At 58.2% G+C, this 12,910-nt stretch carries 13 protein-coding genes and 1 pseudogene; 9 read left to right on the forward strand and 5 right to left on the reverse strand.

All coding sequences use genetic code 11. From position 1 onward, the window contains the following. Window positions 1–554: 554 nt before the first annotated feature. Window positions 555–806: an MBL fold metallo-hydrolase RNA specificity domain-containing protein gene (locus XI06_RS29315; protein WP_237871126.1), complete on the reverse strand. Its 252-nt coding sequence runs from the start codon at window positions 804–806 to the stop codon at window positions 555–557. Window positions 807–879: 73 nt separating this feature from the next. On the opposite strand from XI06_RS29315, the pseudogene XI06_RS29320 reads away from it, so the two are divergent. After that, window positions 880–1,913 (forward strand): annotated as a pseudogene (locus XI06_RS29320) (aldo/keto reductase). Window positions 1,914–2,211: 298 nt separating this feature from the next. Here XI06_RS29320 and XI06_RS29325 read toward each other — a convergent pair. The 3 genes from XI06_RS29325 to XI06_RS29335 form a co-directional block, all read right to left on the reverse strand. Continuing rightward, window positions 2,212–3,621 (reverse strand): DUF2130 domain-containing protein, encoded by a 1,410-nt coding sequence (locus XI06_RS29325; RefSeq protein WP_237871128.1) that lies wholly within the window; start codon window positions 3,619–3,621, stop codon window positions 2,212–2,214. 193 nt (window positions 3,622–3,814) lie between these two features. After that, a complete protein-coding gene (locus XI06_RS29330; protein ID WP_237871130.1) occupies window positions 3,815–4,702 on the reverse strand; it encodes an ImmA/IrrE family metallo-endopeptidase in 888 nt (295 codons plus the stop codon). Between the two features lie 2 nt (window positions 4,703–4,704). After that, on the reverse strand, window positions 4,705–5,157 hold the full coding sequence (locus XI06_RS29335) for a helix-turn-helix domain-containing protein (RefSeq protein WP_237871132.1): 453 nt from the start codon (window positions 5,155–5,157) through the stop codon (window positions 4,705–4,707). Window positions 5,158–5,184: 27 nt separating this feature from the next. Here XI06_RS29335 and XI06_RS29340 point away from each other — a divergent pair, with 27 nt between their 5' ends. From XI06_RS29340 to XI06_RS29375, 8 genes are all read left to right on the forward strand, one after another. Then, a complete protein-coding gene (locus tag XI06_RS29340) occupies window positions 5,185–5,403 on the forward strand; it encodes a hypothetical protein (protein ID WP_237871133.1) in 219 nt (72 codons plus the stop codon). 2 nt (window positions 5,404–5,405) lie between these two features. Further along, complete coding sequence (locus XI06_RS29345; protein WP_271607069.1) at window positions 5,406–5,669, forward strand: DUF1883 domain-containing protein; 264 nt, start codon at window positions 5,406–5,408, stop codon at window positions 5,667–5,669. Window positions 5,670–5,681: 12 nt separating this feature from the next. Next, the gene (locus XI06_RS29350) at window positions 5,682–6,494 is read left to right on the forward strand and encodes a nucleotidyltransferase domain-containing protein (RefSeq protein ID WP_237871137.1); all 813 of its coding nucleotides are present in this window, start codon (window positions 5,682–5,684) and stop codon (window positions 6,492–6,494) included. Beyond that, window positions 6,491–7,210 carry a DUF6602 domain-containing protein gene (locus XI06_RS29355; RefSeq protein WP_237871140.1) on the forward strand — a complete coding sequence of 240 codons (720 nt, stop codon included), beginning with the start codon at window positions 6,491–6,493 and terminating at the stop codon, window positions 7,208–7,210. The genes XI06_RS29350 and XI06_RS29355 overlap by 4 nt, the downstream gene beginning before the upstream one ends. Before the next feature lie 126 nt (window positions 7,211–7,336). Further along, window positions 7,337–8,263 (forward strand): DUF4238 domain-containing protein, encoded by a 927-nt coding sequence (locus tag XI06_RS29360; RefSeq protein ID WP_237871142.1) that lies wholly within the window; start codon window positions 7,337–7,339, stop codon window positions 8,261–8,263. 108 nt (window positions 8,264–8,371) lie between these two features. Further along, complete coding sequence (locus XI06_RS29365) at window positions 8,372–8,956, forward strand: hypothetical protein (RefSeq protein ID WP_237871144.1); 585 nt, start codon at window positions 8,372–8,374, stop codon at window positions 8,954–8,956. Window positions 8,957–9,859: 903 nt separating this feature from the next. Then, window positions 9,860–10,681: a hypothetical protein gene (locus XI06_RS29370; protein ID WP_271607070.1), complete on the forward strand. Its 822-nt coding sequence runs from the start codon at window positions 9,860–9,862 to the stop codon at window positions 10,679–10,681. A gap of 156 nt (window positions 10,682–10,837) precedes the next feature. Then, a protein-coding gene (locus XI06_RS29375) for an IS3 family transposase (protein ID WP_237871147.1) occupies window positions 10,838–12,024 on the forward strand; the annotation gives its coding sequence in 2 pieces (ribosomal slippage) (window positions 10,838–11,090 and window positions 11,090–12,024; 1,188 coding nt in all). A gap of 280 nt (window positions 12,025–12,304) precedes the next feature. On the opposite strand, the gene XI06_RS29380 is transcribed toward XI06_RS29375, so the two are convergent. Further along, the gene (locus XI06_RS29380; protein WP_237871149.1) at window positions 12,305–12,844 is read right to left on the reverse strand and encodes a hypothetical protein; all 540 of its coding nucleotides are present in this window, start codon (window positions 12,842–12,844) and stop codon (window positions 12,305–12,307) included. Window positions 12,845–12,910 lie beyond the last annotated feature (66 nt).

Here is a 12,910-nt window from a genome sequence, read left to right on the forward strand (position 1 = left end):
GCCGTTCGAGCCGCAATCATCCAACCATGGTCGAACGGTCAGACCGAAGGTCAAATCACAAAGCTCAAACTGGTGAAGCGTCAGATGTACGGGCGTGCAAAACTCGATCTGCTTGAGGCACGCGTCATCGGCGCCGCGTAAACAACTGCACCAAAAGTGAGTCAGAGCCCAAGGTTGACCCCACCCGTGCCGCTCGATGTCCCTGACACTGTGATGGAAATCAGCCGTGGGCTGGGGTCACGGTTTGGCGCCGATAGGGGTCAAAGCTCGGAGTCGATCCACAGTTTCCGGGTCCGTCATTGATGAGAGGGGCAATTACGTCCTGATCACGGCCGAGTTTGCTGCCGCCTCCAGCCAATCCGAAAGCAGTTGAGTGCCGCCACGCGCCCAGGAAGTGCGGAGCCGCGCGCGGGTTCACGCAACGCAACCGCTCTACGGCGGCTCGAGAAGTCCTGAGCGCTCTTCACGTCCCAAGTCGAATCCCCCTTCTCCATCCCTCCCCCTATCTTGGAAAAGGCGATTGCAATCCCCGCGCGGGGATGCCTGCACTCAATTCAGACTTCAATCCATTCACCATCATTTGCCAATTCCACGTTGCTAAAAAGTTCAGGAAACCGAAGCCGTTCAAACGTATGGATGGGGATCAGGCGCTTCGCCGCCACGGCGGCGGCAAGGCGCTTCAGGTCGGATGGACCGGCGTGTCCCGAGGTATGGACCGTTTCCACCGCGACGCTGAAACGGCCATCGAGCTCCTGCAAGAGCATTTCGAGCGCACCGCGCGCACGGTCGACGAACTTCTTCGTCACAAATGGTGAGTGCCTCGACGACGAACGAAATTCCATAGCCGCGCCAAGCGGCAACTGCCCTAGGGAGTGAGCGATGAAATATCGTGCGTTTGGCCGTACCGGCCTCTATGTCTCCGAACTCTGCCTGGGTACGGCGACCTTTGGAGGCCAGGGCTGGTGGAAGGTCTGGGGCGAAGTCGATCAGCAAAGCGCAAACGTACTGGTCGAGCGCGCACTGTCCGCCGGCGTGAATTTCATCGACACTGCCGACGTCTATGCAGAAGGCCACTCAGAGCGCATTCTCGGGCAAGCGATCCGCGTCTCAAAGTGAACCGGGACGATGTCATCATCGCGACGAAAGTGCGTGGCCGCACGGGCCCCGGACCCAACCAGGTCGGCCTCACGCGTGGCCATATCATGCACGGGGTCGAAGCCAGCCTGAAACGGCTCGGCCTCGACTACATCGATCTCTACCAGGTGCATGGCGCCGATCTCGTGACACCTATCGAGGAAACGATGCGCGCGCTGGACAATCTCGTCTCGCGCGGACTCGTCCGCTACATCGGCGCTTCGAACATGTCGGCCTGGCAGATCATGAAGGCGCTCGGGATCTGCAACCAGCACAATTACGCCCGCTTCGAATCCGTTCAGAGTTACTACACGATCGCGGGACGCGATCTCGAGCGCGAAATCATCCCGATGGCGATGGATCAGCAGCTCGGCCTGATGATCTGGTCCCCGCTCGCCGGCGGCTTCCTCTCCGGTAAGTTCACGCGCGAAGGCGCGGCTGCGTCCAATAACGCAAGGCGCCTGTCGTTCGACTTTCCGCCGGTGAACAAGGAGCACGCCTACGACGTCATCGATGCGATCAAGCCGATCGCCTCCGCGCGTGGCGTTTCAGTCGCCCGGATTGCCCTCGCCTGGCTCTTGCACCAGAAGAGCGTGTCGACAGTGATCATCGGCGCAAAGTCGACCGAGCAACTCGACGACAATCTTGCTGCTGTCGATATTCAGCTCTCCGCAGATGAAACTGCCGTTCTGGACCAGGCGAGCGCCCTCTCGGCGGAATACCCACAATGGATGCTCGCGAGGCAACACGGCGATCGGCTGCCGCCCACGCTACGCTGACGTCATCTGTCGGCGATCTATGCAGCCGTGTGCGTTGAAGACAGCAGCCCATAACCCTCAGCACCTGACGCCTCCGCGCGCATTGCCGATTCAAATTCTGCCAATAAAGCGTTGTAAAGCAGCCCTCTCATCTCCGTCTGGCACTCCACCGATAAGCTTTCACTATTTTCCTTATCAGTCCGCAGACTGACTCCGCTTTGTTAGAAACCTTATCAGCGCAATAACAGGCCCGTTGCGACCATCTATTGGTCACCCACAATCTGACGTCACGGTAGTTTCTGCCTGACCTGGCTAGAAATCACTCCGCTGCTTCAGCGACATGGCTTTTGAGCTCCGCAAACTTCGCTGCCATCGTCGGATTGGAGCGAGTCAACTTCTTGATCGTCACGTCCTGCGCCTTGTCGTTCGCGAGGCGCAGGTTGCGGTCCGCGCCGATCAGCGCATCTTTGGTCTTCTGCAGATGATCAATGGACTTGTCGATCTCGGTGATTGCGGTCTGAAAATTCCTAGAAGCTAGATCGTAGTTCTTCGAGAACGCCGTCTTAAAGGTCTCCAGCTGGTTTTCAAACTGGGTGATGTCGATGTTCTGCGCCTTCACCAGCGCCAGCTCAGTCTTGTACTTCAGCGAGTTGATCGCGGCATTCCGCAAGAGCGTAATCATTGGCAGGAAGAACTGCGGCCGGATCACATACATTTTCGTATACCGGTGGAAGACGTCGACAATGCCGGCGTTGTAGAGTTCGTTGTCCGGCTCAAGCAAGGAGACCAGGATGGCATACTCGCAGCCCTTCTCCGTCCGGTCCCGGTCAAGCTCCTTGAGGAAGTCCTCGTTCTTGCTCTTCGTGGCGGTTTTGTCGCTTTCGTTCTTCATCTCGAACATGATCGAGATGATCTCGGTGCCGGCGTCGTCCGAGTCGCGGAAGATATAGTCGCCCTTGCTGCCGGTCCGCGCGTCATTGTCCTTCTCGAAGTACGCTCGCGGAAAGGCCATCGCGCGCACCCGGTTGAACTCGGTCTCACAGTGCTGTTCGAGGGTCTCGCCAACCATCTTCGTCGAGAGGCGGGCCTTCATGTCTTTCAGGCGCTCGATCGCGTCGTCGCGATCCTTGATCTGCGTTTCGTACTTGTCTTTCAGCGACTGCTCGGAGAGCTGCTTTTCAAGCTGGACCTGCTTCATGCCGTTCTTCAGCTCATCGCGCTCCTTTTCGATGGCACCGACCGCCTCGGTCACGGCGAGTTTCTTCTCAAGCTCAACAGCCTGCAACTTGGCCTTCAGCTCCTGAATTTCCTTTTCCTTGGCAGCAGAGGCCTTGTGCAGCTCGCCGGCCAACAGGGCATCGGCAAGCTCCGAGGCCGCTTTCTTGTCGCGCTCGGACTCGGCCAGCGCGTTTGCCAACCGGTCACGCTCTTTTTCTACTGTGCTGAGCGCCTCGCTGACGGCGAGTTTCCGGGCGACCTCGCTTCCCTCAAGCTTGGACTTCAACTCCAGGATCTCGGCATCCTTGGCGGCCGCAGTCTTCTGCAGATCGTTGCGGACCTGGGCCTTCGCCAATTCCACGGTGCTCTGCTTGTCACGCTCGGCCAACTCTAATCGTTTGTGGAGTTGTTGGGCGAAATCGGCGTCGCGGACCTGCTTCAAGATATCCGCGTAGCCGGACTCATCGACCTTGAAGGCCTTATCGCAATGGGGACAGATGATCTCGTGCATGGCTCCTGTCCGGATCGGGGCGGCTGCAGTTGTGTTCAATTACGGCGCGGAATCGCCCTGTCGCCATGAGAACAAAATTAGAACAAAGCATTTTGGAGGGTCAAGCCGGAAGCTGCGGTTTTGCGCAACTTGCTAGAGGAAATTCTCCACTTCTCGACGCTAATCAGCGGTTTCAGGACGGGGGTCTCGACGGCTAACGCCAACGTGCCTGCTGATCTTTGAAGCGCTGCGCCGACGTCCGGTCGTCATCTGCCTCTTCGGCCTCCTCAACCTCAAGCCAGAGCATCAACAGCGCGTAACCGTCTTGCTGAGGATACATTTGCTCAAAAAGCTCGGCGCGCTGGCCGGGCTTCAGATCTACCCATTGCTCCGGGCTGATCGCCGAAAGTTCACTTGCGACCCGTGGACGCTGATCCTTTGCACGGAAGATCGACGTTCTCGGGACCGGCTTGCCGTAGGGGACCGATATCCACGGGAAGGTAGGCCGCTTATGCGCGCGCTTAACGATGCCGTCCTCGATCACCACGACAGCGATTTCTTGGGGATGATACCTAGCGTAAGCACGCGCGGCGGCTTCTTTGCTCACATTGAAATGCTGCGCGATCATGGGCACGTGTTCGAGCGTTGGGTCTCCTTTGGGAATGAACTTCCGCAGTATGGGTGGCGGAATCAGGATGAGCCCGGAGAACTCGTTTGCTTCTGCTTCCATGCGCGCATAGCGGTTCGTCTGGTCCAGCGACCAATTGGTCATGTCGGCGCGTGAGCATAAGAATTTGCCGGTTTCGACAGGCTTGTGGGTCGCGATTAGGAAATGCCCCAGCTCATGGCCGATGGTGAACCTGCGGCGCCCCTCCGGGGCCGCTTGATTGACCAGGATGATGCCAGTCGAGCGATCTTCATCCGTCAAGAGCCCGCCTTCGAACCCGACCGTGGTCAACGGCGCGATCTTCTCGACGTCCAGTTGACGGGCCAGTTCCTCGATCGGCATCGGGATCGGAATGTCTTTTTCAACGGATAGAATCTTGGTGGCGAGGCCCATCGGCGAGCCCGTGTCAGCCAAATCTATCCGTGTGATCTTCATGACTATCCTTTCGGCTTCCTGGTTTTTAGGTGGTCCATCATCACCTGAATGGCCTGCCGGTCGGCGGGACTTAGCTCTTTCAGCTCCCGGTACATCGCGACGACCTGAGGATCGACATCCTTGGCGGCAGGGTTTTCGCCAATCATTTCCGCTACGCTGACGCCAAAGCATTTCGCCAACTTGGTGAGAAGTTCGATGGAAGGATTGCTGCTCTTTCCGGTCTCTAAATCCCAAATGTGAGCCTTGGAGGCTCCAACCTCGTCGGCGACGTCCTGGAGCGACTTTTTCTTTTTGACGCGCAGTTCTTTTATTTTTGAAGCCAGTGACATCCACATCCTCTGTCGAATCTCAACGGCGCGGACTTTTGGGGCCGCGCCGTTGATCTGACGATTTTGTACCACGGCCATTGACGACGGGCAAATCGTACAGATATAATTGTACAGAATCGTCGACATGGGTCGGGGATCGGAAAGGAGTGACTTATGTCGAAATCGTCCAAGGGCAGCGGTCCTTACCGTAGCGCAACCACCGGGCAGTACGTGACCCCCAAGTATGGTCGCAGCCACCCGAGCACAACGGTCCACGAGGCGGCCGGCAAGCACGGCTCCAGCGGGCCGCACTACCGCAGTGCGATCTCCGGCCGTTACGTCACCACCAAGCGCGGCCAGTCCCACGCCAACACCACTGTGAAGGACAAGTAACGATGAACTTTCTTCACAACGACCTGGGCTTTCTCAACAGCGGCGCAGTGGTCGAGGTCAGCCTCGATCACGCCGCCAACGTGCGGCTGATGGACGCTGGCAACTTCCAGAGCTGCCGCCAGGGCGGACAGCACCAGTTCTTCGGCGGTGAGGCGCGCCGGTCACCGATCAGGTTGCGGGTGCCGCAGTCGGGTCATTGGCATGTAGCCATCGACCTGGGCGGCCGTGCCGGCACGATCCGGGCCGGTGTCCGGGTCTTTTCTTAGAGGCATACCTTGATGAATGCGCTCGATCTCTACGGCTACACTAATCCTCAAGGTTGGCGCATGATGTCCGAACAGGACTACCTGAACGCCATTCTGCTGCGCGAGCAGGTAGCCACCGGTCTCGCCTCGCCCGCCTTCTTTGTGCCGGGCGCGATCAGGCCGGTGATCGAGCAATGGGCGGGCCGATTCCTCCAAGACGTCACGGCAAGCGGCTCCTACGCCAAGGGTACCGCCAACCACAGTGGCACCGATCTCGACCTGTTCATCGCGTTGTCCCCCGAGACCCCTGAAACCCTGTCCGATATTCACAAGACGCTGGTCGTTGCGCTCAAAGCGGCGGGTTACCAGCCGCGCCTCCAGAACGTCTCCATTGGGATCAAGGTTCACGGCTATTCGGTCGATCTGGTGCCGGGCAAGCGCCAGAACTGGCTGTTCAATGACTACAGCCTGTACAAGCGACGCGGCGACACTTGGACCAAGACCGACATCTCGCAGCACATCACGAAGGTGAAAAACTCCGGGCGGCAGGCCGAAATCCGGCTGATCAAGCTCTGGCGGACGCAGAAGGGCCTGGAGTTTCCGTCGTTCTGTCTTGAACTTGCGGTCATTAGGGCACTCGAAACTGCATGGCTGACGCCGCTCGGCGACAACATGCGCACCGTATTCGCCTATCTGCGCGACAATATCGCCACGGCAAGATTCGTCGATCCTGCCAACACCAACAACACTATCTCGGACGATCTCACTGCCGCCGAGAAGCAGGCGATCAAGAAGGCCGCCGCGGCTGCGCTCGCCGCGCCTTATTGGCGAGACATTGTCGTATGAGCGGCTGGTCGCTCGAGACCCTTCTGGCCGGGCTTCACGGCGAGATCTCGCTACGCCTTGAACGCAGCCGGGCGGCAATCGGCCATCCGGTGGCAAAGGGCGATGCCACTGAAGGCATTTGGATCGAGCTGCTCAAGAACTATCTGCCGGAACGGTATCGCGTCGACAGGGCGTTTGTGATCGACAGCACCGATACGACCAGCCAGCAGATCGACATTGTCGTCTATGATCGCCAATATACGCCGCTGATCTTCAAGCAGGACGGCACATTAGTGATCCCGGCTGAAAGCGTGTACGCCGTCTTTGAAGCCAAGCAATCCATCGATGCCGATCAGGTCGAGTATGCCGCCAAGAAGATCGCGAGCGTGCGCTCTCTGTATCGCACCAGCCTACCCATACCGTCTGCGGCCGGTGTGCAGCCTGCCAAGCCGCCCGGGCACATCATTGGCGGGCTTCTGACATTCGAAAGCGAGTGGAATCCGCCGATGGGCGCCCCGTTGCTGAAAGCGCTGGCGACAGCTGAGGCGACGGCATCGCTCGACCTTGGATGCGTGGCGGCCCACGGCATCTTCATGAGGCAGGACGACGGGAACGTCCTCGAAGCCGACAAGCGCGCCGCAACAGCCTTCCTGCTGGAATTGATCGCGAGACTGCAGACGTCCGCGACCGTCCCGATGATCGACGTGCGGGCATACGCGAGATTCCTGAAGGGCTAGCTCGTGGGAATTGGCGTGGGGTCTCGACGCCGATCGGCGTAGCACCCCGTTGACAACTTGACCTGAGCGGGGACATTGCATCGCGCCGATTCACAGTCCTATCGAAGGCGAAGGGAGCATTTTCCGATGGACGATCCACGCGATCATCACGTCGTTCCACAATTTTTCCTCCGCAACTTCGCCATTGACGAGGCTCACACCAAGGTAACCACCCTGGCTAAGGAGGGAGCCGTCGCCGTGTGGATGGAGCGTTCGATCAAGAGCATCGGGTACGAGCGTGACTTTTATGTACATATGCAGGGCAATCGCCCGATTTCGGTCGAGACGGATATCAACCGGACGGTCGAGACGCCGATCAGTCGGAGCGACACCTGGGCCAAGATTGTCGCTGGACGTTCCGCCGACCTCGACCAGACCGACCGGCCTATTCTCTATTCGCTCGTTCGGCATCTCGAGGCCCGCACACCCCACTATCTTCAAACAAGCGCAGAGCTCGCCGCGATGGCGGCCGATGCTTCTTCCGAGATGGAGTTCACCCAGGACGAGCGGGAGATGTACGCGACCCTGCGCGCCAACCCAGAAGTTGCGAAGCTCATGTTCAACGCGATGGCCCTGCGCTCGTTTGCAGACGATTATGACCGTTCGTTGATCCAGGTGGCACGGTCGCCGATCCCGCTCCGGACTTCGACCACGCCCGTACTGCCCGCACCTGCTCCTGCACATGCCGCGATGCATTTGCCCCTCCCGGGCATGGTGCCGTTCCAGCGCGTGCTGGCGGTCGACCCGCACACGCTGATCCAGGTTGTCGTCGGCGACTTCGACGGAGCCTTCGTGAACGGGGAGATGCCGATCGAGCTGGCGCACGGCTTCAACCGCAATGTCGCGGGCCAATTCGCGCATTTTCCAAAGGTCCGGCACATGATCTGCGGACGGGACCGGCTCGTCGAAGACATGACGTGGGCGCCGTTCGAACTCGCGGCAGACACTCCGGCTAAGATGATCTTTAAACGGCGATCCGCGCAGGCCACGGTTAGCGAAGGCCCCAAGGCTTGATTTCCACTCCCCGCGTCCGGCCAGCCCGAACCGAGCAAGGAATTGCGGCCTGAGCGATCGCCGTAGCAGCTGGGCGAAGGTGCTCGGGGCCAACCGTCGAGCTGTCCTGTGTCAGCCAGCATGACGGCGGTTCGCGCCCGTACTCAGTGCGAGGACGGCGTCGTTCACCTCATCCCTCAGCTTATCACCAACCTCTTGGCCGATCTATTGCTCACAAAGAGCGCGGTCCCCGGTACAAAAGTCACGATTCAATCATTGTGCTATCCAGCTGTTACTTCAGGGGCACTTAAGGATTTCCATGACGGACGGCCCGCCTTCACCGAAGATCATCCTGAGGCCGCAAAATGGCGCAGGCAGCGTCTGGCGTGGCTTGGCGAAGCAACCGCCGTTAACGACAACGTCGCGATCGCCAATATCGACGCCTATCCTTCCCGAACCTTCACTGACCATCATGTCCTGGCGGCCCTTCCCTCAAGCCGGGCGATGCTCGATTGGGCTCAGTCGACCCTTTTTCCTCAAGCGGAGCGCGACGAGAGGATGGTCGTCTGCATGAGGGCTGCGAAGGTCTGGGGCGTGAAGCCGGGCAACTGCATGGCAAGGCGTTATTCGCGCCGCAAACGACGCGCAGCGCGCCATATGAGGCAACGCAAGATGTGCGACGTCATTAAGCGAATGGCCCGGCGCTACGTCTAGGGCCGGCACCTTTGCAGCTGCGTGTCGGGTTGGCCCGGAACGTGCACCAGGAGGGTGCGTCGCAAGGCTCATTGCCGATGCTTTTCAGCGCGAGCCAACGGCCGGGCAACGCGCCGAGTATATTGGGGTTTCTTGCGCTTGCTATTTCCTAGTGTCATACGAAGAAAGAATTTTATAGGTCGAGTTCACCGGACCTACCAAATTGCGGCGCAGCCAGACCCCTTGTGTATGAACCCTATTGCGAGAGAATGAAGTAATGCAGGGCAACAGACCGAAGCTACCCCACGACGGAGAGTTTAGTTTCAAACAGGCATGGCAAGCTGTTCGCGAATGGCAACGTTCCGACACGGTGCCGTATATGAAACGGAAGGCGGTAAGATACTTTGCTCCCCGTCTAGCGTTGTGGACCAGCGTCCTCTCTGGCCGGACATTGGTATTGGGCTTCGATCACACATTCCAGCGTAAACTTCCAGAGAGGCGGCGCGATTGTCGTGTTAGCCGCCGCCGCGCTCTATGCTGTTCTTGAATGGCACGAACCGAGCACCGCCAATCTCAGCGGCGGTTCAGTCCTGCAATTCTGGTTTTACAACCCGGCCTTTCTGCTTCCGTTTTTGGGGGCCGGTGGAACTCTGGTTTGGGGCTATGGCGATCTGCTCCCGTTCTTTGGCTCGTCAACCTGCATCAGCTCGAATGGATAACTCCAACTGACTAACTTTTCTTAATTTCCTTATCAGTGGCCTGCCTCCATTTTGAGAAGTAATCTAGCGTTCTGCGACGACCTTCAGGCGTGAGATTGTACGACAGCGTTAGGTGTTGAGGACGCAACGGATGGCTCGACAGCCGCGATCTGCTCAAAGGTAAAATTTTCCTGACAGTGACTTGCAAATTGCGAAGGAGGATTGAATGACAACGGTACTGTCTTGGGTAACGTACCGAGCTGGAGATGCTCGTCGTCCGAACTCAATTTACATTGCTAGCGACAGCAGGATTACATGGCTTGGTCATAAGAGCCATTGGGACGGAGCTCGGAAAGTATTTGCGTGTCGAATAGAATCTCACATGTTTGGCTACTGCGGCGACGTTGTCTTCCCAAGCCTTGTGCTTGCACAGATTGTTTCGGCGATTGATAACGGCGTTCTGTTTCGAAGCACTGCGGATGCTCAAGAAAAGCAAGATGTCATTTGCGAGGCGTTAAAAACATCATTCACTCGAAGGAACGGAACTCCGGATCAAGACTTCTCAATCCTGCACTTAATGAGAGCCGGCGAAGAGGAATCAAGAGAATTTTACGGCTGGGAGATTTCTTATGCGGTCAAGGCTCGGAGGTGGCACAGCAAGTCGCTCGAAGTTCCAATGACTACCGGCGTAGTCTCGCTTATCGGAAGCGGAAAGCCTTTCGCACGGAAATACATTGATCGCTGGGTAAATTCCGACGTGGGGAATCGAGGCAGCGCCATCTTTTCGGGCTTCTGCGATTCGCTGTTCTCGAACGAAGATCAGTATTCTGGGGGGATGCCGCAAGTTGCTGCACTTAACAAGGGTAGTCATGCGCAGATTATTGGATTCATCGAGAAGGGGCGTCACTACTTGAACGGGCTACAAATTCTACCCGCTAGGTCCCTGCATCGGATAAAATGGACGGATCGCTATTTCCAAGATATCAATCCGACAACAATGCAACGGAAAACGGGGGCAAGACGGCGCATCCGACCAGTGGGATTATAGATTTTCCCCGCTTCCCCAAAACAAACACTGGCGACATTCAACGCTGCCGCTTTTACCAGCAGTGAGCGTGGATACTTTAGCTCTTCCTTGCTCTGACCTGCCACTGAGTATTTCCTCCAGAAGGAGTTAGAGTCCGCCCCGAAGAAGGACGGACAGATGAAGCGAGCAAGGTTCACGGAAGAGCAGATTATCGCGTTGCTGAAGGAGCATGAGGCCGGGGCGAAGACGGCCGACTTGGCTCGCAAGCACGGGATCTCAGAAGCGACGATCTACAATTGGAAGTCCAAATTCGGCGGCATGGACGTCTCTGAGGCGAAGCGATTGAAGGCCCTGGAGGAGGAGAACGCGAAGCTGAAGAAGCTTCTGGCCGAGCAGATGCTTGATGCGGCCGCGCTTCGCGAGCTCCTTTCAAAAAAATGGTAGGGCCCGCCGCCAAGCGCGCTGCTGTCGCGCATCTGCAGGCCGTCATGAGCCTGTCGGAACGGCGGGCCTGCTCGATCGTGGGCGCGGATCGGAAGATGATCCGCTATCGCTCCAGCCGTCCACCGGACGCGGCTCTACGCGGCCGGCTGCGTGACCTCGCCAACGAGCGGCGGCGTTTCGGCTACCGTCGGCTGTTCGTCCTGCTGCGGCGGGAGGGAGAGCCCTCGGGGATCAACCGGATCTACCGGCTTTATTGTGAGGAAGGGCTCATCGTCCGCAAGCGGCGGGCTCGTCGCAAGGCCGTGGGGACCCGTGCCCCGATCTTGGTGGAGGCCAAGCCCAATGCGCGTTGGTCACTGGACTTCGTGCACGACCAGTTCGCCAACGGCCGACGCTTCCGCATCCTCAACATCGTCGACGACGTGACCAAGGAATGCCTGGGCGCCATTCCGGATACGTCGATCTCGGGGCGGCGCGTGGCCCGCGAACTGACGGCGATCGTCGAGCGGCGTGGCAAGCCAGGAATGATCGTGTCCGACCATGGCACCGAGTTCACCTGCAACGTCATGCTCGCTTGGTGCAAGGACACAGCCATTGACTGGAACTTCATCGCCCCGGGAAAGCCGATGCAGAGCGGCTTTGTCGAGAGCTTCAACGGCCGGATGCGCGACGAACTGCTCAACGAGACCCTGTTCTTCGATCTCGACGATGCCCGCGCCAAGATCGCCAACTGGGTTGCCGACTACAATCTCCAGCGGCCTCACTCGTCGCTGAAATACCTGACTCCCGCGGCCTATGCCGCCCACCTCACCGCAACGGACGACCGGCTGCGCAACCCCGACCAGCTCCGCCGATCGTCCGTTGCTCCACCCGCGCCACTTGGCGTACAAAACCCCGAGGCTCTAACCACCGCTGGATGAAAGTTCAGTGGCAGCTCAGCTCATGTTGAGAGGAACATCTGCAATAGAAGCCTACCACATAGCGATCGCAGGTATTAGGCAGTATGCCAGCGTGCTTGTCTCCTGCTGGTTTCGCAGCGACCTTGAGCACGCTATGCTGCCAAACAGCCGCCGATATGCCGCTATTTGACTGGGAACACGCCTTCAACCGAACCTATAATCCAGACACGCGCAACTCTTTTCTACCCGTTGCCGACGGTCGCGAACCGAGGTGATTAGACGAGCCCGACACCTTAATGTTTTATCGTGCGAAAATCTTCTTCATACTTCCCGCAAGGAATTCTCGGTCACTCTGATGCCAGATACTAATGTGTCGGCCGGAAGACTGTGCCGCGCAAAGGAAGCGCTCGTTGTCAGAGATCTTTGATCCCGCAAGCATCGTGAAGTACATGCCCGGTATGATAAATCGATGACGGTGGATGCCCGTTTTTGTCCGCGAACTCTTTGGAAACAAGCATGCGTCGAGCGTCCCCGATAGTGCGGACACACCGATGTGCAAAACGACATTGCGTGGGAACATAGCCTCGTCCAACAGGTAACGGCGAAGTTCCTCGCGGTAGCCACCGAGCTGAATATTTATGCGTTCCGACGAGAGGCTCCATTCACACACCGCCGCACGCCAGAACACGCTCGCGCCGAAATATACGAGCTTGTCCATGTCAAGCTTGGGTATAGCTGAACCGGCGTAGATCTTGAGTGTGTCATTCGCAATGATCGGATTGGATTTGAAGAGTATCTGCTGGATGCGGAATTCGCCGACTGATCGCCAGCAGTGCGACATGACCCAAGCTTCGCCCCGCTTGCTAAACCGTTGCTCGCAATCAGAGCACAGTAGATGCTGTTGTGC

Source organism: Bradyrhizobium sp. CCBAU 11434 (assembly GCF_028128895.1).
Taxonomy (GTDB): Bacteria; Pseudomonadota; Alphaproteobacteria; order Rhizobiales; family Xanthobacteraceae; genus Bradyrhizobium; species Bradyrhizobium zhengyangense.

What these genes read in the sequence shown, in the direction of transcription:
- XI06_RS29325 (WP_237871128.1), bottom strand. Translation starts at nt 3,621, where the DNA reads ATGCACGAGATCATCTGTCCCCATTGCGATAAGGCCTTCAAGGTCGAT.
- XI06_RS29370 (WP_271607070.1), top strand. Translation starts at nt 9,860, where the DNA reads ATGACAACGGTACTGTCTTGGGTAACGTACCGAGCTGGAGATGCTCGT.
- XI06_RS29380 (WP_237871149.1), bottom strand. Translation starts at nt 12,844, where the DNA reads ATGTCGCACTGCTGGCGATCAGTCGGCGAATTCCGCATCCAGCAGATA.
- XI06_RS29335 (WP_237871132.1), bottom strand. Translation starts at nt 5,157, where the DNA reads ATGTCGACGATTCTGTACAATTATATCTGTACGATTTGCCCGTCGTCA.
- XI06_RS29350 (WP_237871137.1), top strand. Translation starts at nt 5,682, where the DNA reads ATGAATGCGCTCGATCTCTACGGCTACACTAATCCTCAAGGTTGGCGC.
- XI06_RS29355 (WP_237871140.1), top strand. Translation starts at nt 6,491, where the DNA reads ATGAGCGGCTGGTCGCTCGAGACCCTTCTGGCCGGGCTTCACGGCGAG.
- XI06_RS29330 (WP_237871130.1), bottom strand. Translation starts at nt 4,702, where the DNA reads ATGAAGATCACACGGATAGATTTGGCTGACACGGGCTCGCCGATGGGC.
- XI06_RS29360 (WP_237871142.1), top strand. Translation starts at nt 7,337, where the DNA reads ATGGACGATCCACGCGATCATCACGTCGTTCCACAATTTTTCCTCCGC.
- XI06_RS29345 (WP_271607069.1), top strand. Translation starts at nt 5,406, where the DNA reads ATGAACTTTCTTCACAACGACCTGGGCTTTCTCAACAGCGGCGCAGTG.
- XI06_RS29340 (WP_237871133.1), top strand. Translation starts at nt 5,185, where the DNA reads ATGTCGAAATCGTCCAAGGGCAGCGGTCCTTACCGTAGCGCAACCACC.